At 33.8% G+C, this 18,492-nt stretch carries 20 protein-coding genes; all 20 read left to right on the top strand.

The genetic code is table 11. The annotated features are described in order from the left end of the window. On the top strand, window positions 1-1,275 hold the full coding sequence (locus tag CQA38_RS03515) for a cytochrome bc complex cytochrome b subunit (RefSeq protein ID WP_137632599.1): 1,275 nt from the start codon (window positions 1-3) through the stop codon (window positions 1,273-1,275). Then, complete coding sequence (locus CQA38_RS03520) at window positions 1,272-2,507, top strand: c-type cytochrome (RefSeq protein WP_137632600.1); 1,236 nt, start codon at window positions 1,272-1,274, stop codon at window positions 2,505-2,507. Before CQA38_RS03515 ends, CQA38_RS03520 begins: the two co-directional genes overlap by 4 nt. A gap of 76 nt (window positions 2,508-2,583) precedes the next feature. Further along, window positions 2,584-2,784, top strand: coding sequence for a hypothetical protein (locus CQA38_RS03525; protein ID WP_137632601.1), 201 nt, complete (start codon window positions 2,584-2,586; stop codon window positions 2,782-2,784). Beyond that, the gene (locus CQA38_RS03530) at window positions 2,762-3,574 is read left to right on the top strand and encodes a DUF4422 domain-containing protein (protein WP_137632602.1); all 813 of its coding nucleotides are present in this window, start codon (window positions 2,762-2,764) and stop codon (window positions 3,572-3,574) included. Before CQA38_RS03525 ends, CQA38_RS03530 begins: the two co-directional genes overlap by 23 nt. Window positions 3,575-3,810: 236 nt before the next feature. Continuing rightward, entirely contained in the window at window positions 3,811-4,362 is a 552-nt protein-coding gene (locus CQA38_RS03535) for a DUF507 family protein (protein WP_137632603.1), read from the top strand. Then, complete coding sequence (gene carA, locus CQA38_RS03540) at window positions 4,359-5,477, top strand: glutamine-hydrolyzing carbamoyl-phosphate synthase small subunit (protein ID WP_137632604.1); 1,119 nt, start codon at window positions 4,359-4,361, stop codon at window positions 5,475-5,477. Before CQA38_RS03535 ends, carA begins: the two co-directional genes overlap by 4 nt. After that, complete coding sequence (locus CQA38_RS03545; RefSeq protein ID WP_137632605.1) at window positions 5,474-6,124, top strand: sulfite exporter TauE/SafE family protein; 651 nt, start codon at window positions 5,474-5,476, stop codon at window positions 6,122-6,124. The genes carA and CQA38_RS03545 overlap by 4 nt, the downstream gene beginning before the upstream one ends. Before the next feature lie 253 nt (window positions 6,125-6,377). Continuing rightward, entirely contained in the window at window positions 6,378-7,844 is a 1,467-nt protein-coding gene (gene ccoN / locus CQA38_RS03550) for a cytochrome-c oxidase, cbb3-type subunit I (RefSeq protein WP_137632606.1), read from the top strand. Between the two features lie 9 nt (window positions 7,845-7,853). Next, window positions 7,854-8,519, top strand: a complete 666-nt coding sequence (ccoO, locus tag CQA38_RS03555) for a cytochrome-c oxidase, cbb3-type subunit II (protein WP_137632607.1) — start codon at window positions 7,854-7,856, stop codon at window positions 8,517-8,519. 6 nt (window positions 8,520-8,525) lie between these two features. Further along, window positions 8,526-8,756 carry a cytochrome c oxidase, cbb3-type, CcoQ subunit gene (locus tag CQA38_RS03560; protein WP_137632608.1) on the top strand — a complete coding sequence of 77 codons (231 nt, stop codon included), beginning with the start codon at window positions 8,526-8,528 and terminating at the stop codon, window positions 8,754-8,756. After that, window positions 8,756-9,637, top strand: coding sequence for a c-type cytochrome (locus CQA38_RS03565; RefSeq protein ID WP_137632609.1), 882 nt, complete (start codon window positions 8,756-8,758; stop codon window positions 9,635-9,637). The genes CQA38_RS03560 and CQA38_RS03565 overlap by 1 nt, the downstream gene beginning before the upstream one ends. Continuing rightward, entirely contained in the window at window positions 9,637-9,855 is a 219-nt protein-coding gene (locus CQA38_RS03570) for a DUF4006 family protein (protein WP_137632610.1), read from the top strand. Before CQA38_RS03565 ends, CQA38_RS03570 begins: the two co-directional genes overlap by 1 nt. Continuing rightward, a complete protein-coding gene (locus CQA38_RS09365) occupies window positions 9,852-9,953 on the top strand; it encodes a hypothetical protein (protein WP_238386964.1) in 102 nt (33 codons plus the stop codon). The genes CQA38_RS03570 and CQA38_RS09365 overlap by 4 nt, the downstream gene beginning before the upstream one ends. Next, on the top strand, window positions 9,953-10,552 hold the full coding sequence (locus CQA38_RS03575) for a hypothetical protein (RefSeq protein ID WP_137632611.1): 600 nt from the start codon (window positions 9,953-9,955) through the stop codon (window positions 10,550-10,552). The genes CQA38_RS09365 and CQA38_RS03575 overlap by 1 nt, the downstream gene beginning before the upstream one ends. Then, window positions 10,545-11,117: a FixH family protein gene (locus CQA38_RS03580; protein ID WP_137632612.1), complete on the top strand. Its 573-nt coding sequence runs from the start codon at window positions 10,545-10,547 to the stop codon at window positions 11,115-11,117. The genes CQA38_RS03575 and CQA38_RS03580 overlap by 8 nt, the downstream gene beginning before the upstream one ends. Continuing rightward, entirely contained in the window at window positions 11,114-13,495 is a 2,382-nt protein-coding gene (locus CQA38_RS03585) for a PD-(D/E)XK nuclease family protein (protein ID WP_137632613.1), read from the top strand. The genes CQA38_RS03580 and CQA38_RS03585 overlap by 4 nt, the downstream gene beginning before the upstream one ends. Further along, complete coding sequence (locus CQA38_RS03590; protein ID WP_137632614.1) at window positions 13,492-16,230, top strand: RecB-like helicase; 2,739 nt, start codon at window positions 13,492-13,494, stop codon at window positions 16,228-16,230. Before CQA38_RS03585 ends, CQA38_RS03590 begins: the two co-directional genes overlap by 4 nt. A gap of 114 nt (window positions 16,231-16,344) precedes the next feature. Continuing rightward, window positions 16,345-16,767, top strand: coding sequence for a 50S ribosomal protein L13 (rplM, locus tag CQA38_RS03595; protein WP_034903490.1), 423 nt, complete (start codon window positions 16,345-16,347; stop codon window positions 16,765-16,767). Window positions 16,768-16,769: 2 nt separating this feature from the next. Then, window positions 16,770-17,159, top strand: coding sequence for a 30S ribosomal protein S9 (rpsI, locus tag CQA38_RS03600; protein WP_137632615.1), 390 nt, complete (start codon window positions 16,770-16,772; stop codon window positions 17,157-17,159). A 121-nt stretch (window positions 17,160-17,280) separates the two neighbouring features. Beyond that, window positions 17,281-18,348 (top strand): aminofutalosine synthase MqnE, encoded by a 1,068-nt coding sequence (gene mqnE, locus CQA38_RS03605; protein ID WP_137632616.1) that lies wholly within the window; start codon window positions 17,281-17,283, stop codon window positions 18,346-18,348. The last annotated feature ends 144 nt before the right edge of the window (window positions 18,349-18,492 follow it).

The raw sequence follows: 18,492 nt of genomic DNA on the forward strand, positions 1-18,492 counted from the left end.
ATGGCTCATATTAGAAAAGCTGAAGGTTTTGTTGATTGGCTTGATCAACGTTTGGCTGTAAAAAAATTAATGAATGTCTTAATGATAGAGTATTGGATACCAAAGCAAATCAACTTCCTTTGGGCTATGGGTGTGATTTTAACCGTGCTTTTTACCATACTCTTTGTAACAGGCTTGCTTTTGGTGATGTATTATAAACCAGATACTGCTTTAGCCTTTGATAGCGTGAATAAAACCATTATGCAAGAGGTTGAATACGGCTGGCTTTGGCGTCATATGCATGGCGTTGCTGCTTCTGTGATCTTTTTAATCATCTATATACACATGCTTACAGGAATTTATTATGGTTCTTATAAAAGAGGCAGGGAGATGATTTGGCTAAGCGGTATGCTTTTATTTGTGGTATTTTCAGCTGAAGCCTTTAGTGGTTATATGCTTCCTTGGGGACAGATGAGTTACTGGGCGGCTCAGGTTATTACTAATCTTTTTGGCGGTGTGCCTTTTATAGGTGATGCTTTGGTTGTTTGGATTAGAGGGGATTATGCGGTAAGTGATCCAACCTTAACTCGCTTTTTTATGCTTCATGTATGCTTACTTCCTATCGTTATCATTATGATTATAGTCTTTCACTTTTATTCTTTAAGAATCCCACATGTTAATAATGAAATCGCAGAAGAACTTGACTTTGACATAGAAGCTGAAAAATACAAAAATGGCGATACTAAAGGCTCAAAAGTCATTCCTTTTTGGCCTGCTTTTTTAAGTAAGGACTTTATGTATATAAGCTTATTTATGATTTTCTTTTTCTATCTCGTAAGCTTTAAATTCGGCTTTGCGATGGATCCAATCAACTTTGATCCAGCTGATTCTTTAAAAACACCAGCTCATATTTATCCAGAATGGTATTTTTTGTGGAGTTATGAGGTTTTAAGAGGCTTTTTCTTTGATATCAATCTTGGCTTTGCAACAATCTCAGCCTTTGATATAGGTTTAGCTGCCTTTGGTATCGCTCAAATCATTTTCTTCCTCTTACCTTGGCTTGATCGAAGTGAGGTTGTAAAACCAGCCCATGCAAGAGGTAAATTCTTTATATGGTTTTGGGTGCTTTTACTTGATCTTATCGTTTTAACTGTGTATGGCAAACTGCCTCCAACAGGCGTAAATGCTTGGGTTGGCTTTGTTGCTTCTATAGTATTTTTACTCTTACTTTTAGTGATCTTACCACTTATCACAAAAGCGGAGCAAAAAGAATTTGAACAAGGTGGTGTAAAATGAGAGAATTTAAAATCTTTTTAGTTGTAGCGTGTTTTACAGCCCTTGTGTATTGGGGAGTTGAGCCTTACGCGCACTCTGTTTTAAAACCTCACACAACGCCGGCAAATTTTAACTTCGAGCAAGAGGATATCAGCTTTGCTGAACTTGTTTTAGCTCAAAAAGAAGCAGACTTAAAAAATGCTCAAAATGAACTTGAAAAAGCAAAGAAAGACTTGAGCTTAAACCTTTCTTTTGAAGAGCTTCAAGCTAAACTTCAGCTTGATGAAAATGAAAGCTCGCTTCTTACGCTTAAAGCAGCTTATGATAAGCAAAACTCAGCCCAAAACGCTGTAGATAAAGCAAAGTTAAGCCTAGAGCAAAATAAAGCCTTGTGGGGCGAAGTTGCAAAGATAGACTTTGCAAAAGGTGATTCAAGCAAGGGTGCGGAAATATTTATGTCAAACTGTATCGCATGCCATGGGCTTAAAACAGCTGGGATTGAAGGAGCGATTACAGACTCAACTTTAGGTGTAATCCCACCTGATCTAAGCTCAGCTGGAGCTATTTATGATGAGAAGTTTTTAGCTGCTTTGATCTTAAATCCAGCTCTTGCTTTAAAAGTAGATCATAAATTCCCAGATGGCACTTTCCTCATGACAGCATATAACGCTGAAACTACAGGAGAACAAGCAGAGGTAATAAACGCAAATATCGCTGATTTGATCGCCTATCTTAAAGATATAGCCAAACAATACCAAACTGAATTTGAAGCTAAAGCAAGCGAGGAAATCAACATAAAATACGCCAAGCTTGAAGACTTAACAGAAGGCGAGAAAACCGCTTTAATCGCTAAAGAACTTAGCTTTGCTAAAGATAAAAATATGTTTATAGAAAGTTGTGGAAGATGCCATGATATGCGTTATGATAGCTTTGCTAGCCCATCAAAAAAAGAGGACTTAAAAGGCTATTTAGGTTCTATCCCACCTGATCTTTCTATGATGATACGATCAAGAGGTGATGAGTATTTACATAATTTCATCAACAATACTCAAAAACTTCTTCCGGGCACTGCTATGCCAAGAGTTGGGCTAAATGAAGCTGCGCAAACTCAAGTTGTTTCTTACCTTGAAAAAGTAGGCGATAGCAAGAAAGAAGAGCGAGAAAGCTTAGGAATTTACATTATGATTTTCTTTGCGATCTTAAGTGTCTTTGCTGTGCTTTGGAAACGCAAAGTGTGGGAAAATCTACACTAAATCTACTTCAAGCCACTTTTTAGTGGCTTGAAAAAAACTATACCAAAGATAAAATTTTTAGATTTTGGGAGATAAGATGAATATCACAATTCTTGTTTGCTACCATAAAGTTGCCCCACTCATAGCTAGTAGTATTTTACAACCTATCTTTGTAGGAGCTAAAATTGCAAAACCTCAAGTTTTGAATGATTTTAAACAAAGCTGCGAAAAACAAAATGTGAAATTTTTAAGAGATGATGATATTTTAGATTCTCATGGGGGGGGGCTTACATTCTAAAGAGCAAGAGCTTTCGGATCTAAAAAAATTTCCTCAAGAAATTTCGAGCTTTAATCCAAACTTTTGTGAACTTACTGCAATTTATTGGGCTTACAAAAACCTAGAAGCCGATTATTATGGATTATTTCATTATAGACGATTTTTTTGCTTTTCTACTTTTGAAGCCTTTAAATATAGACTTTTGCAATGTTTTTCTTCAGGCTCTATTTTTTATCCTCATAATTTAAATTCAAAAATTTTAAAAAAATTCAAACTTGATGATGAAAATTTATATAAAATTATTCCACAATACGATATTATAAAACTCAATCCTTGGTGGAAAGATAATTACGATTATAAACATTTAAATTTAATGAATGAACTTGATCTATGTATTCAAATTATACAAGAAAAATATCCTCAAATGCAAAAGGCTTTAGATAAAGTCGTTTTTAGCGGTAAGTATCCTACTTCTATGGCAAATATGATGATCATGAAAAAAACTTTATACTTTGAGTATTGCGAATGGCTTTTTGACGTCCTCTTCACACTTGCTCCTAAAGTGCCAATTCAAAGTTATGATACCTATACAGCAAGAATATTTGGCTTTTTTTCAGAATGGATGTTTAGCGTTTGGCTCGAATACAAACAAGAAAGTACGAAACTTAAGATTAAAGATTGTCCGCTCATTTTTTTACAAGCTCCAAGGAAAAAACCTTATTTTGGTTGGCAAATTGAAAATGATATAAAAAGATTTTATTTTCTTAAAATAAGGATTATAAAACGAAAAATTAAAAGCAAGTCTTTATAAAATACGAAAAATAATCATCAAAGCAGGCTTGATTAGTCAAAATAATAGTTAATATAAAGCTTATTTTTGTGGTGTAAATAATAATAAAATTTCTTTTTTTTACTATCCTATCTCTTCTTTATCTTTTTTGGTAATAGACGAGCTATTAAATTTCTGCTCGATTTTTACTTTATTTTAATTCTTCTTTATTTATTTTAGTTTATAATTTCATCACAACAACACAAAAAGGAAAATTTATGCGTATCAAAATGCCTCATATCCCATATATAGCCAATAAAATCATCTTAGATATCTCAAATTCAAGCTTTGTCGAGCTTAAAGACAATATCGACAAACTCAATCATAACGCAAAAGCACTTTTAGAGGCTGATTTATTGCAAGAAAAAAAGCTTGATGAACGCGTAAAAGAGCTTTTAGAAGAACAAGAAGAAGAAATGGAATTTATGCAAGTTGATCGAAAAAATATGTTTTGGCTTGTCAAAAAAAAGCTTGCAGGCGAATTTGGTGTGATTTTAAACAATGAAGATAGGCATAATAACCTTGCTCATCTTATCTTGCAAGATTTTATAGAAAATGATTTTATTAATTTTAGCGTTTCTGAAAATCGCGTAAAAAATCTTATCTTTTCAAGCATAGAAAATTATTTGAAAAATTATGAGAGCATAGAAGATGAAGTGAGTGAAAAAATCAGCCATTATAAAAGAAAACTTATACCTGGTTCTGAAGAATATGAGCTTGTCTTTGATAAACTCTATCAAGAAGAACTTAAAAAAAAGGGTATGCTATGAAAGCTTATATTTACCTTGAAAATGATATTTTTTTAACAGCAAAAGCCTTTGGAGCTGGTGGGACTTTTTTTGGTGAGCTCGTATTTAATACTTCTTTGACAGGCTATCAAGAAATCATTTCTGATCCAAGTTATGCAGGGCAATTTATCGTTTTTTCTATGCCAGAAATTGGCATAGTTGGTACCAATGATGATGATAATGAAAGCAAGGAAGTTTTTGCAAGTGGGATTATCATTCGTGAACTTAATGAAAGCTTTTCAAATTTTAGAGCCAAAGAAAGTTTAAGTACCTATCTTAAAAAGCATGGCAAAATAGGTATTTGTGAGCTAGATACTCGCTCTTTGGTGAAGCTTATACGAGATGAGGGAAACTTAAGGGCTATCATCTCAACCGAGCTTTCAAGCAAAGAAGAGCTTAAAGCTAAACTTGAGCAAAGTGCTCGTATAGAAGAACAAAACTTAGTCGCTCTAGTAAGCACCAAAAAAGCTTATACACACAAGCAAGGAGCTTGGAATGCACGCACTCAAAGCTATGAACTGCCTCAAAAAGCTGGTAAAAAAGTAGCTGTGATTGATTATGGTGTGAAAAAAAATATACTTAATGAGCTTGTCAGTGCTGGTTTAGAAGTTAAAGTCTTTCCTTATAATGTCAAGGCAGAAGAACTTATCTCACTTTTTGAAAAAAAAGAAATCAATGGGGTATTTTTAAGCAACGGACCAGGTGAGCCTAAAATCTTAAAACAAGAAATAAAGCAGATCAAAAAGCTAGCTGAAGCTAAGGTGCCTATGTTAGGAATTTGCTTAGGACACCAGCTTTTAAGCAATGCCTTTGGCTATGAAACTTATAAGATGAAATTTGGACAACACGGAGCAAACCACCCAGTGCTTAATTTACAAGATAAAAAGGTTGAAATCACCGCACAAAATCACAACTACAATGTCCCAGAAGAACTTTGTCAAGTGGCTATCATCACTCACCGCAATCTTTTTGGAGACAATGTAGAAGGCGTAAGATACAAAGAATTTCCTATTATCTCAGTCCAGCACCACCCAGAAAGTTCAAGCGGACCGCACGAGAGTAAATATATCTTTGAAGAATTTGTGAATTTGATGTGAGTGTGGATTTTCTCGCTCTTATCAGCGTAGCTTTGCTCTCAAGCTTTACGCATTGCTATGCTATGTGTTCGGGATTAAATCTTGCTTTTTTAAGGCTGAATGCAAAAGAAAAATCCCCATTACTACTTTCTTTAACTTATCATAGTTTTAGAATACTTGCTTATATCTTTTTAGGGCTTGTGTTTTCAAGCTTTGGTAATATGATAAGTCATTTTTCTCAAAGCCTACTTTTTTTTACACTCGGTGTTTTTATGGTGCTTCTTGGCTTGGCTATGTTTGTGCGTGGGAATTTTCTTGCCTTTTTTGAACGCAATTTTATCTTTCATTTCTTGCGAGAAAAAATGTTAAAAAAATTCCATTTCAAAGGCTATAAAAATGCTATGTTTTTGGGCTTTTTAAATGGTTTTGTGCCATGTGGCTTGGTGTATTTTTACCTTGCTTTAAGTATGAGTCAGAAAAATCTTTTTTATTCGGCTCTTATTATGTTTGTTTTTGGGCTTTTCACCCTGCCTGCTTTGCTATTTTTAAACTTTTTTTCTCGCTTTTTAAATGAAAAACTAGGCAAAATTTATCTTTATCTTGCTTATGGCATTATCATTATTTATGGGGTGTATTATCTTTATCTTGCCTTGAAATTTTCTCGTTAGTAAATAAAATTTTTACAAAAATTTATAAAATATTTCATTTTTACTCAAAATAATGAATTTAATTTGCAAAAAATATATATAAAAATTTAAGATAAATACTTATTTTAAGATACTTTGTTATATAAAATTAAAATAAATTATTAAAATTAATTAAAAACTTTCAAAAGATAATCATTGATTAACAAAAGTTAAGAAAAAATATATATTTTTTATTCTATAATACCATATCATTTCAAATTTTTAAGGAGTAACAATGCACCCGAGTAATGCATTAAACTATGATTATACGGTTGCAAGATACTTTATGTTCTCTACCATTTTGTTTGGTATAGTGGGTATGGCAATAGGCACGCTCATAGCCTTTCAAATGGCATATCCGGACTTAAATTATCTTGCAGGCGAATACGGCACCTTTTCAAGGCTTCGTCCTCTTCACACCTCAGGAGTTATCTTTGGCTTTATGCTTTCTGGAATTTGGGCAACCTGGTATTATATAGGGCAAAGGGTTCTTAAGGTAAGTATGGCTGAGTCAAAATTCTTAATGGTTGTTGGTAAGCTTCATTTTTGGCTTTATATGCTTTTAATGGTTATTGCTGTAATTACACTTTTTGCTGGAGTTTCTACTTCTAAAGAATACGCTGAACTTGAATGGCCCCTTGACATACTTGTGGTTTTAGTTTGGGTGCTTTGGGGAGTAAGCATTTTTGGACTTATTGGAATTCGCCGTGAAAAAACGCTTTATATTTCACTTTGGTATTATATAGCGACTTTTTTAGGTATTGCTATGCTTTATCTTTTCAACAATATGGCTGTTCCAACTTATTTTGTAACCGGACTTGGTAATTGGTGGCATTCTATTTCTATGTATGCTGGCACAAATGATGCTTTGGTGCAATGGTGGTATGGACATAATGCTGTGGCTTTTGTGTTTACTGTTGGGATTATCGCTCAAATTTATTATTTTTTACCAAAAGAAAGCGGACAGCCTATTTTTTCTTATAAGCTTTCTTTGTTTTCATTTTGGGGCTTGATGTTTGTGTATTTGTGGGCTGGTGGACACCATCTTATCTACTCAACCGTGCCTGATTGGATGCAAACTATGGGTTCTGTTTTTTCTGTAGTGCTTATTTTGCCTAGCTGGGGTTCAGCTATTAATATACTTCTTACTATGAAGGGTGAGTGGGAGCAATTAAGAGAAAGTCCTTTGATTAAATTTATGATTTTAGCTTCAACTTTTTATATGTTCTCTACGCTTGAAGGTCCTATACTTTCAATCAAATCCGTAAATGCTCTAGCGCACTTTACAGACTGGATACCAGGACATGTGCATGATGGCACACTTGGCTGGGTTGGCTTTATGACTATGGCAGCACTTTATCATATGACTCCACGCGTGTTTAAAAGAGAGCTTTATAGCAAATCTTTAATGGAAATGCAGTTTTGGATACAAACAACCGGTATAGTGCTTTATTTTGCTTCTATGTGGATAGCAGGTATCACTCAAGGTATGATGTGGAGAGCTGCTGATGAATACGGCAACTTACTTTATACTTTCATCGATACAGTTGATGCGATTATCCCTTATTATTGGATTAGAGCGGTTGGTGGTTTGCTTTATTTGGTAGGCTTTTTCATGTTTACTTACAATATCTACAAATCAATCGTCGCAGGAAAAACCCTTGAAAAAGAACCTGCCAATGCTTCGCCTATGGCAGCTTAAGGAGAGAAAATGTTTAGTTTCTTAGAAAAAAATCCATTCTTTTTTGCAGTAGCGGTTTTTGTAGTTATTGCTTATGCTGGGGTGATCGAGGTTTTACCGGACTTTGCAAACAACGCACGTCCGCTTGATAGCAAAAAACCTTATAGTGTTTTACAACTTGCTGGAAGACAAGTGTATATCAACGAAAGCTGTAATGCTTGCCATTCACAACTTATCCGTCCATTTAAAAGCGAAACAGATCGCTATGGTATGTATTCAGTGAGTGGCGAATTTGCTTATGATAGACCATTTTTGTGGGGTTCAAAAAGAACAGGACCTGATTTAGCTAGAGTGGGCGATTATAGAACTGCTGATTGGCATGAAAATCATATGTTTGAGCCAACTTCAGTTGTGCCAACTTCTATAATGCCAGCATACAAACATATGTTTAAAAAGACAGCTGATATAGAAACAGCCTATGCTTCAGCTTTGACAAGTAAAAAAGTCTTTAATGTGCCTTATGATAAAGAAGGACAAACTAAACTTGGAACTTATGAAGAAGCACAAGCTGAAGTAAAAGCTGAAGCTGCAGCTATAGTCGAGCAAATGAAAGATCCTGAAGTAAAAGCTGCCTTTGAACGAGGCGAGATTAAAGAAATAGTTGCTCTAATAGCTTATCTTAACAGCTTAAAGTAGTTTGGTATGCAAGGCATTAGTGAGTTTTTAAGCTCTATTACCTACGAACAATGGGAAGCTTTTCAAGGCTATGGCTTCTTCTTTTTGGTTGTTTTTATGGTGGTTGTTTTATATGCGTATTGGATTCATCTTTATAGGGTAGAAAAAAAAGGCGAAAGAAATTACGAAAAATACGCCGATTTAGCCCTTAAAGATGGATTAGATGACGCTGTTGTTGAAGAAAAAAGGAGTGCGTAATGCAATGGTTAAATTTAGAAGATAATGTAAATTTGTTATCGCTTATCGGTGCGATACTCATTATCGCCATTACTTTTATAGTAGTGGGTAGAATGTTTGCTCATATGAAGACTCAAAAAGGTGAAGTTGAGCTTATGGAGCATAATTGGGATGGTATAGGTGAGCAAAAAAACAATGCTCCTTTTGGCTGGATGCTTATTTTTTTCCTAACTATAGTCTGGACGATTTGGTATTTTTTATGGGGATACCCTCTTGGATCATATTCAAGGATAGGTGAGTATAATGCTGAAGTGCAAGCTCACAATGCCAAATTTAGTGAAAAATTTCAAAATCTTAGTCAAGATGAAAAAATCGCTATGGGACAAAATCTTTTCCTAGTGCAATGCTCACAATGCCACGGCATTACCGCTGATGGTATCAATGGCAAGGCGGCGAATTTAAATGTTTGGGGTAGCGAAGAAGCTTTAGCAGAAGTGATTGAAAAAGGCTCAAAGGGTATGAATTATCCTTTAGGCGAAATGACACCAGCTGAGGGTTTAGGCATAGCTAAGGAGGATATCCCTGCTATTGCTGCTTATGTAGCTAAAGAAATTTCAGCGATTAAGACAACTAAAAATGAAAATTTAGTTGCTAAAGGCAAAGAGCTTTACGAAGCAACTTGTGTGGCTTGTCATCAATTAGACGGCACAGGCAAGATAGACGGCGAAGCAATGGCTGCTAATCTTACACAATATGGCTCAAGTGCTTTTGTGGTTGAGGTTTTAAGCAAAGGTAAAGCCGGTGCTATAGGCACTATGCCAAGCTTTAATACAAATATCTTAAATGATATTCAAAAAGAAGCTGTTGGCGAGTATATCATTTCACTTTCAAGGGGTAGATAATGGAAAACACAAATCGTTGCGTATTTTCGCTTTCTGGTGTTACTGGAATGCTCATCGCCACCATATTATTGATATCTATTTTAGTGGGTTTAACTATCTGGGGCATTAAAGCTCAGCAAAGCGTTATGCAGGCTCCTTATAGCTTAGAAAAGGCAAGTGAAGTAAAACAATTTGGCTCTAAAGAAAGCGAACATATGCTCATAAAGGATACAAAATGACTAAAGCGTTAGAATACCTTATCGTGATTGGTTTAGTTGTTTCAGCTGTTGTTACTGCTTGGGCAGTTTTAAGCACAAATCATCTTAATATCGGCTAATGAGATATTTGGTAAGAGGCGGTTTTTTAGCCGCCTTTCTTTTTATCACTTCAGCCTTTTCACTTGAAAATGTCGTTTTTAACGAAAATAATATTTTAAACGAGCAAGTCACAAACAAGATTAATGCTATAGGTAAAGAGCTTTATGACAAAACAAATATCTTTGTCGCTCTTGCAGTAGGTGATACAAGTGATATTAAAAGTCTTGAAACTAAGGCAAATGAACTTCCAGCGCCATTTGTGCTTCTTATGCTTTCTAAAAGCGAACACAAAGTCGATATTATCGCCAGTAAAGAAAGTTTAAGCTTTTTTGATAAAGAAGCTGTTTTAAGTCCGTATTCAGGCACTGGCTCTATCCTGCCTATACTCACTTCAAACAAAGGTAAAGATATTTATAATGCAGCCTTGCTAAATGGCTACGCAGACATAAGCGATCAAATCGCAAGTTATTTTCATCTTAAACTTGAAAATTCGATAGGAAATGCCAATAAAGATACTTTAAATATACTAAGAATTGGAATTTATGGTTTTATTTGCTTTGCACTTTTATTTTATTTTCAAAGAAAAATAACACGCAAACGAAGGAAATATAATGCCTGATATAAAATCAAACGCACAAACAAAGAAAAAAACATTTTGGCCATACGGCATACTTCTTTCAATCCTTGCTATTATCCTTGCTTGTGTGGCGACGATCATTTTTTCGCTTGATTATCCAGTGTATGAAGATGATAGCTTTATGCAAAAATACCAAAGCGTTGATAGAAATATCAACGATATCAAGCAAAAACAAACTCGTTTTGAAGAAGATTATCGCTTGAGTTTAAATTTAAAGCCCAAATTTGATAAAAAAAAGCGAGAGTTTTATGAGCTTGAAAGCTTGGCTACTGAACTTGAAATTTTACTTCACGAGATAAGTGAGGATAGAAGCGCTCATAACATAAGCTTTGAAGCCCTACTTACTCGCCCGCACACAAATAAACAAGATACAAAGCTTGAAATTTTATCTTTTAGTTTGACAAATAAACTTAAAAAAAGCTTTAACACCTATAGCTTAAAAATAGCCTTACCAAATTTAGAAAAAGGCAGATGGCAACTCAAACTTAAAGCTCAAAAAAACGACACGCAAGTTGCTTTTTATACTTATAATCTAGTGATACAATGAAGCTTTTTGTTTTTGCAAGTTCAAGAAAAATTAGAGCTTATTATGAGAGTTTAAGCGCACAAAATACCTTGCTTGATGAGGCTATAAGCGTGCAGGATTTTTTAGATAAAATACTTTTAAGCCCTTATAGAAAAGCAAGTGATTATGAGCGTTTGCTTTTAATGCAAAAGGCTTGTCTACAAACTAAAAACAGCCAAAAACTTCATATCAATGAAAATTTTTTCGCCTTTTTAAAAAATCACGAATATTTATTTTCTTTTTTCAAAGAACTCAGCCTTGAAAAAAAGAGTATTTTAGACCTTCAAAATAACGATTATTACGCACAATACAACGAACATTTAGAAATTTTAGATGAAATCCTTAAAAACTATCTTTTAAGCTTAAAACAAAATGAGCTTTATGATGAAATTTCTTTAAGTTTTGATTATAAACTTAATACGCATTTTTTAAGTTCTTTTGATGAGATAGTTTTTGACTTGCAGGGTTTTTTAAGTGCCTTTGAAAGAGATATTTTAAAGCAAATCAGCGCGATTACAAAGCTTGTTTTACACTTTGATACCAGCGTGTTTAATCAAGACTTTTTAAATGAACTATTAATGAAGCTTGAATGCTCTCATATCAGCCTTAAACTTCATCATCATTACGAACTTGCACTTCATGAAAAAAGCATACAAAAAGAAGAAGCTTTTTTTGGCAAAAGCCCTAAGGTTGAGCTTAGAAACTTTGAACTTGCAAGCTTACAAACTGCTTTTGTGTATGATAAAATTTCAAGTTTTTTAAGAGCTGGATTAAAAGCAAAAGAAATCGTTGTTATCACACCTGATGAAAGTTTTTGTGAGCTTTTAAAAGCTTATGATAAACTTAATATGCTTAATTTTGCTAAAGGTAATTCTCTTACTCAAAGCTTTTTTTACCAAAAACTCAAAGCCTTGTATGATGCGGCAAATGAAGAAGGTTTTGTATATAATGAAAACTTGCTGTATTTTGAAGATGAAAATACTAAATTTGATTTGTATAATAGCCTTTTAAAATACCTTAAAATAGAATGTTTTAAAGAGTTTAAACAGCAGTTTGAAAAAGAAAGTATTTGGCAGTATTTTTATGATTTGATCCAGCATTTTTTAAAAGAAGAAAATGAAGAGCTTCAAAGCCTTATCAAGCAAGAACTTCTCTTTTTAAAGCAACTTCAAAAAGATCACAAGCTTACGCTTAAAGAGCTTTTTGAGCTTTTTTTTATGAAAATCAGCTCACTTAGTCTTAGTAGTGTTGGCGGTGGTGAAGTGACTGTTATGGGGCTTTTAGAAAGTAGGGGGCTTGAATTTAAAGGCGTGATTATCGTGGATTTTAATGATGATTTGATCCCAAAAAGAAGCGTGAATGAACTCTTTTTAAATAACGAAGTAAGAGCAAGAGCTGGGCTCATTTCGTATGAAAGAAGAGAGAATTTACAAAGATTTTATTATGAAAGATTGATTAAAAATGCTGAAAAAGTTGCTATAAGTTATGTTGAAAATGAAGAAAAAATTCCATCTCGCTTGCTTGATGAGCTTGATATAAAGCAAATTTTAGACACGACTTATTCAAATAAAGCCTATATTAAGGCATTAAGTTTTGATTATGAGCCTGCAAAGATTGATCTTACGCCTATTAAAGCTCCTGTTTTAGAGCATAATATCTTTGAGCATTCCTTATCTTTTACTCGCTTAAAAACTTTTTTAGAGCAAAAAAGGACTTATTATTATAAATATATCCTAAAACTCAAAGAAGCAAGGGCTTTAAGCTTAACAAGCAATGCTCTTGAAAAAGGCACGCTTATACACGAGCTTTTAGAGCAGTATTATGAGGCTCACGCAAAGCATTTTGACTACGAACAATTCATGCACTTGCTTGATGAAAAGGCAAATTATATCTCAAGACTTGATAAAGAACTTCTAAAAATTCAATTCAAACACTTTGCAAAAAGTGAAAATGAGCATTTCAAACAAGGTTTTTATATCATAGAGCTAGAAAAAGATATAAGAGCAAACTATGAATTTAAAGGGCTTAGCATTGATATAAATGGCAAGATTGATCGTATCGATGAAAACAAAGATATGATTCTTATCATTGATTATAAAAGTGGAAAAGTTCCTGATCATTCTTATCAACTCGCCTTTTATCAAGCTCTTTTTAAGGCTATGTATAAAAAAGAAGCAAAAGCTGTGTATTATGATTTGGGTAAAACTATGAGTTTTTCTGAGGGTGAAAAAACAAAAAGCCTTGAAGAGCTTGAAAATGAGCTTTTGAACTTAAGCAAACTTACCCAACCCATAAGTTTTGAAAATGAAAAAACAAATTTTTGTCCTTATGCAGCTCTTTATGAAAAGGATTTGAAATGAATTTTAAGCCTTTTTTAGCCTTAGAAGCGAGCGCTGGAAGTGGCAAAACCTTTGCTTTAAGCATTCGTTTTGTGGCTTTGATCTTAAAAGGAGCAAAATTAAATGAAATTTTAGCCCTTACCTTTACTAATAAAGCAGCCAATGAGATGAAAAAAAGGGTGATTGAAACCTTTTTGCATTTTGATGAAGATGAAAATCCAGCCGCTAACGCACTTTGTGAGTTGCTTGGCAAAAGCAAGGCTGAACTTGTGCGTTTAAGAGATGCTCGAAAAAGTGAGTTTTTGCAAAGCAATCTTAAAATTCAAACCTTTGATAGCTTTTTTATCAAAATTATTCGTAGTTTTGCCTTAAATTTGGGCTTAATGAGTGATTTTAAGATGAGTAATGAAGCTTTAAATGTGTATGATACATTTATCAAAGAACTTGATAGCAAAAGTTTGCAAAGCCTTGCGTATTATATCATCGAAGCTGATGATAAAAAGCATTTTTTTTCACATTTAGAACACTTATATCAAAACTCTTGTGAATTTCAAAGTGAGAATTTAGCCTTTCCGCACGCTGAAAAAGAAGCTGTAAAAAGAGCTTTTGACGCACTTTGCGCTTATGCTTTAAATTTAAGCACAAATACAAATTATCAAAAAAACTTTAGTGAAAATTTAAGAGAGGATTTTAAAGCGCTTTGCAACAAACCTCTTATTTGCAATTTTAAGAATAATTATTTTAATAGCGTAAAAACTGATACTTTATTTTTACAAAAAAGAGCTGAGCTGATTGAAGCCTTAAACAGCTATGCTAAGGCTTTAGAAAATTTCAAAATAGCTCGCCTTTCAAGTCTTTTAAAGCATTTTGAGCGCGCAAAAGATAAAATCATCAAAGATAAAAATACACTCAACTTTACCGACGCAGCAAGAAAGGCGTATTTGCTTACTCAAAGTGTTGATAAAGACTTGATTTATTTTAGGCTTGATGGGCAAATCACGCATTTGTTGATCGATGAGTTTCAAGATACAAGCGTGATTCAGTATGAAATTTTAAAGCCACTTATCGCCGAACTTGTCTCAGGACAAGGTGTAAAGGACTTTAGAAGCTTTTTTTATGTGGGTGATATCAAGCAAAGTATTTATCGCTTTAGAAATGCCAAAAAAGAGCTTTTTAACCTCTTGCTTGATGATTTTAAACAGATTGAAAAAGAATACCTTGACACAAACTACAGAAGTGCAAAATTTCTCGTTGAGTTTGTCAATACTACTTTTAAAAAGCTTTATAAAGAAAATTATATCACGCAAAAAAGCCTTGCAAGTAAGGAAAATGGTTTTATCCGCGTGGTGCAAAGCAAGGAAAAAGACGCAAAAGAGATTAAAAACGCATGTTTTGAGGCTATATTAGAGCAAATTGAGTTTTTACAAAGCAAGCACATAAGTTTAGAGGAAATTTGTATTTTATGCTGGAAAAATAATGACGCTGATGATATAGTGGATTTTTTAAAACATCATCAAATAAAGGCTTTTACGCAAAGCAATATTGCTCTTGAGAAAAAAGCAAGCGTGCATATACTTTTAACTTATGCAAAATACTGCATTTTTGGCGATGAGTTTTATAAAATAGAGCTTGAAAGCTTGTTTGAAAATGCGGATTTTAAAAGACTTCATCTTGATCTTAGTAAAACAAGCCTTGAAAATGCCTTATATCTTGCAAAAAAGCTCAAACTTGATCTTAATGATATCGCTTTGATTCAGTTTTTTGAATACGCAAAAAATAAAGAAAATTTTTTCGAGCTTTTATTTGAGCCTTGTGAGCTAAAGCTCTTGCCCGAGCAAAGATTTGGTGTGAGTGTGATGACGGTTCATAAGTCTAAGGGTTTGGAATTTAAGCATGTGATTTTGATTGATTCTCTAAGCAAAGAAGCCGCAGAAGCTACTATCATGCTTGAATACGATCTTAAAAAGGCTTGGCAGCTACATTTTAAAGATAGCATTCGAGACAAAACTCAAGAAAAAGAATTTATGGAATTTTTGGCAAATAAAGAAAAACTTGATTATGAAAACGATCTTAACAGCTTATATGTCGCTTTTACAAGGGCTTGTGAAAGTTTAATCATCATCACAAGGCAAAAAGATTACATCAATACGCACCACCCATCATACCTTGATATGCTTGATCTAACGCCTTTTGAGCAAGGAGAACTTGATATAAATTTAAAAACTGAAGAAAAAAATATCCTTACAACAAAAGATGAACTTGAGCGCTTTGAAAAGGTGCCTTTGCAAAAGCTTGCAAATACAAATTTTGCGAAAAATGAAGAGAGCTATTTTGGCTTGGCTTTTCATACTTTTTTGCAAGAATTTAACTTTAAAGAGCCAAAAGAAAACAAAATTTTAGAAAAAAAGCTTCAAAATGAGTATTTTTACTTTCTTGAGCAAAAGCGTTTAGCTGAAGTCTTTCAAAGAGCATATAGGCTTATTTTTAATGAGTTTTTTCAAAACCTTATCAAAGATAAAAAGGTGCTAAAAGAGCAAAAAATATACTTTGAAAACGAACTAAAACAGCTTGATTTGCTTTTACTTGATGAAAAAGAAGCAATTATTATTGATTATAAAACAGGACAAAGCCACAAAGAAGAGCATTACGAACAGGTAAGGCTGTATAAAAAAGCTATAGAGCAAATTACAAAAAAGCAAACAAAAGCCTTTATCGCGTATTGTTTAGAGGATACGCTCCATTTTGAAGAGCTTTAAAAACTTGTTAAAGAACTTAAATGCGAAAATAAAGCTTTAAATTTATTTAAATTAAGTTTAGATTAAGATTTATTGACTATAATTTCCTTTTAAAAATTTTGGCAAAGGTAAATAATGACAAAGATAAAAAAGCCAAACGAAATCAAACGCGAATGGATAGTTTTAGACGCTCAAGGCAAACGCTTTGGACGACTTTTAACCGAAGTGGCAATTTTACTTCGAGGTAAAAATAAGCCTTATTATACTCCAAATGTTGATTGTGGAGATTTTGTGGTGATTATCAATGCTTCAAAAGCGACTTTTACTGGAGCAAATAAAGCAGAAGATAAGCTTTATCACAGACATTCAGGCTATTTTGGAAGCACAAAGAGCGAAAAATTCGGAGAATTGCTTGAAAAAAATCCGGTAAAACTCTACAAGCTTGCTGTAAGAGGAATGCTCCCTAAAACAACACTTGGCAGAGAAATGCTTAAAAAACTTAAAGTCTATGCAGGAAGCGAACACCCACACACTGCACAGCTTGCTAAAAAAGGATAAAAATGAAAATTTCATACGCAACAGGTAAAAGAAAAACGGCTGTAGCTAAGGTTTGGGTAAAACCAGGAAGCGGTAAAATTCTCGTTAATGGAATGGATCTTAATGCTTGGCTTGGAGGACACGAAGCGATTAAGCTTAAAGTTGTTCAACCTCTACTTGTAACCAAACAAGAAGCTTTAATGGATGTAAAAGCAAGCACGCTTGGAGGCGGTTATAATGCCCAAGCTGAGGCTTTAAGACATGGAATTTCAAGAGCTTTGGCGGCTATGGATGTTGATTTTAGAGCCTTACTTAAACCTAAAGGCTTGCTTACTCGCGATAGTAGAAGCGTTGAGCGTAAAAAATACGGACGCAGAAAAGCAAGAAGAAGCCCACAATTTTCTAAACGTTAATCCATTTTTCCTCGCTATTGCAGCGAGGATTTTTTCTTTTCACAAACTCAAATTCTAATTTCTAAACTTTTTTTTAGCAATTTAAGCCTATAATTACACTTTAAAAACGATAAGGCTGATGATGACTACACTTTTAAAAAAACTTGAAAACAAAGAACGTATCGATGATGAGCTTGCTTACAAGCTTTATGATTTAGATCTTTTTACCCTTGCAAAATATGCTCATGCAAAAAGGCTTGATTTGCATGGCAAAAAGGTATATTTTAACGCTAATCGTCATATCAATCCTACAAATATTTGTGCAGATACTTGCAAATTCTGTGCTTTTTCAGCTCATAGAAAAAACCCAAACCCTTATTTTATGAGTCATGAAGAGATTATGCAAATCGTTGATGAAACCATACAAAGAGGCACAAAAGAAGTGCATATCGTTTCAGCTCATAACAAAGATCGCTCTTGGCAGTGGTATTTAGAAATTTTTAAGATGATTAAAGATAAATATCCACAACTTCATGTCAAAGCTATGACAGCAGCAGAAATTGACTTTTTAAAACGCCGTTTTGGCTTAGAATATGAAAAGACTATAGAAAAGATGATAGAATACGGCGTTGATTCTATGCCCGGAGGTGGGGCTGAAATTTTTGATGAGGGTGTGCGTGCTAAAATTTGCAAAGGCAAAGTAAGCAGTGAAAACTGGCTTAAAATTCATAAACTTTGGCATAAAAAGGGGCGTCAAAGCAACGCCACTATGCTTTTTGGGCATATAGAGCAAAAAGAACACAGGATCGATCATATGCTAAGACTTCGTGCCTTGCAAGATGAAACAAAGGGCTTTAATGCCTTTATCCCTCTTGTGTGGCAAAAGGATAATAGCTTTTTAGATGTCAAGCACCAGCTTGATAGTGAAGAAATTCTTAAAACCATAGCCATAGCCCGCATAGTGCTTGATAATATCAACAATATTAAAGCTTACTGGGCGACTATGGGCTTAAATTTAGCTATGGTAGCACAAGAATTTGGGGCAAATGATTTAGATGGCACCATAGAAAAAGAAAGCATACAAAGTGCAGGCGGGGCAAAAAGCGCAAGAGGAACTAAGCTTGATACCTTTATAGAGCTGATTAAAACTTCAAATTTAATCCCAGTTGAAAGAGATAGCTTGTATAATGAACTTAAGGTATATGCTTAAGATTTCCCAAACTTTTCACAAAAACTCCCCAACTCCCCCTTTCGTTTTTTTTTTTTTTTGATATAATGCTTTTTCATTTTTAAAAACAATAAATTGAAAATAACAAATAATATATCACTAAAAACACATTAAAAAACGAAACTC

The sequence above is a fragment of the Campylobacter sp. MIT 12-5580 genome (assembly GCF_005406235.1).
In the GTDB taxonomy this organism is placed as follows: Bacteria; Campylobacterota; Campylobacteria; order Campylobacterales; family Campylobacteraceae; genus Campylobacter_D.

Excerpts from the sequence above, each read along its gene's own strand:
- mqnE (WP_137632616.1), top strand. The coding sequence starts at position 17,281 with ATGACTACACTTTTAAAAAAACTTGAAAACAAAGAACGTATCGATGAT.
- CQA38_RS03590 (WP_137632614.1), top strand. The coding sequence starts at position 13,492 with ATGAATTTTAAGCCTTTTTTAGCCTTAGAAGCGAGCGCTGGAAGTGGC.
- ccoN (WP_137632606.1), top strand. The coding sequence starts at position 6,378 with ATGCACCCGAGTAATGCATTAAACTATGATTATACGGTTGCAAGATAC.
- CQA38_RS03580 (WP_137632612.1), top strand. The coding sequence starts at position 10,545 with ATGCCTGATATAAAATCAAACGCACAAACAAAGAAAAAAACATTTTGG.
- CQA38_RS03575 (WP_137632611.1), top strand. The coding sequence starts at position 9,953 with ATGAGATATTTGGTAAGAGGCGGTTTTTTAGCCGCCTTTCTTTTTATC.
- rpsI (WP_137632615.1), top strand. The coding sequence starts at position 16,770 with ATGAAAATTTCATACGCAACAGGTAAAAGAAAAACGGCTGTAGCTAAG.
- ccoO (WP_137632607.1), top strand. The coding sequence starts at position 7,854 with ATGTTTAGTTTCTTAGAAAAAAATCCATTCTTTTTTGCAGTAGCGGTT.
- carA (WP_137632604.1), top strand. The coding sequence starts at position 4,359 with ATGAAAGCTTATATTTACCTTGAAAATGATATTTTTTTAACAGCAAAA.
- CQA38_RS03565 (WP_137632609.1), top strand. The coding sequence starts at position 8,756 with ATGCAATGGTTAAATTTAGAAGATAATGTAAATTTGTTATCGCTTATC.
- CQA38_RS03570 (WP_137632610.1), top strand. The coding sequence starts at position 9,637 with ATGGAAAACACAAATCGTTGCGTATTTTCGCTTTCTGGTGTTACTGGA.
- CQA38_RS03585 (WP_137632613.1), top strand. The coding sequence starts at position 11,114 with ATGAAGCTTTTTGTTTTTGCAAGTTCAAGAAAAATTAGAGCTTATTAT.
- CQA38_RS03560 (WP_137632608.1), top strand. The coding sequence starts at position 8,526 with ATGCAAGGCATTAGTGAGTTTTTAAGCTCTATTACCTACGAACAATGG.
- CQA38_RS03525 (WP_137632601.1), top strand. The coding sequence starts at position 2,584 with ATGAATATCACAATTCTTGTTTGCTACCATAAAGTTGCCCCACTCATA.
- rplM (WP_034903490.1), top strand. The coding sequence starts at position 16,345 with ATGACAAAGATAAAAAAGCCAAACGAAATCAAACGCGAATGGATAGTT.
- CQA38_RS03515 (WP_137632599.1), top strand. The coding sequence starts at position 1 with ATGGCTCATATTAGAAAAGCTGAAGGTTTTGTTGATTGGCTTGATCAA.
- CQA38_RS03520 (WP_137632600.1), top strand. The coding sequence starts at position 1,272 with ATGAGAGAATTTAAAATCTTTTTAGTTGTAGCGTGTTTTACAGCCCTT.
- CQA38_RS09365 (WP_238386964.1), top strand. The coding sequence starts at position 9,852 with ATGACTAAAGCGTTAGAATACCTTATCGTGATTGGTTTAGTTGTTTCA.
- CQA38_RS03530 (WP_137632602.1), top strand. The coding sequence starts at position 2,762 with ATGGGGGGGGGCTTACATTCTAAAGAGCAAGAGCTTTCGGATCTAAAA.
- CQA38_RS03535 (WP_137632603.1), top strand. The coding sequence starts at position 3,811 with ATGCGTATCAAAATGCCTCATATCCCATATATAGCCAATAAAATCATC.